Origin of the sequence: Bacteriovorax sp. DB6_IX, from assembly GCF_000447775.1 — a bacterium.
Taxonomy (GTDB): Bacteria; Bdellovibrionota; Bacteriovoracia; order Bacteriovoracales; family Bacteriovoracaceae; genus Halobacteriovorax_A.
The window spans coordinates 1-298 of sequence record NZ_AUNJ01000443.1 but is presented as its reverse complement, the minus strand read 5'-3'; the positions used below and the strand labels follow the sequence as shown (position 1 = coordinate 298).

At 37.9% G+C, this 298-nt stretch carries 1 protein-coding gene; it reads left to right on the top strand.

The features are described 5' to 3' along the window. Positions 1 to 226 (top strand): hypothetical protein (locus tag M901_RS13725; protein ID WP_034722340.1); only part of this gene is annotated, 226 nt, incomplete at its 5' end. Between the last annotated feature and the right edge of the window lie 72 nt (positions 227 to 298).

Here is a 298-nt window from a genome sequence, read left to right as displayed (position 1 = left end):
TTTACGTTCGAATGGTCTTTTAGATGTAAGTGATGCTCGTATTCATAGAATGTCGACTATTCCTAAAATGGTTAATGCTAGAGTTAGAACTGGTGGTTTTGTTTCTATTGTTGGACCAGATGGGAATATTATTAATGGCCGCGTTCTGGCCGCGATCTTGGTGGCGGTAAATTTAAAGTCGTCTATCCTAATGGTGATAAATATTTTTCTAAAGAAGTTCTCGTAGACAATATTTATCAGCCTATTGCTGTTGGAAAATCAATTCTCTTTCCAGATCCTAAGGGTGGTGTTTCAGAGC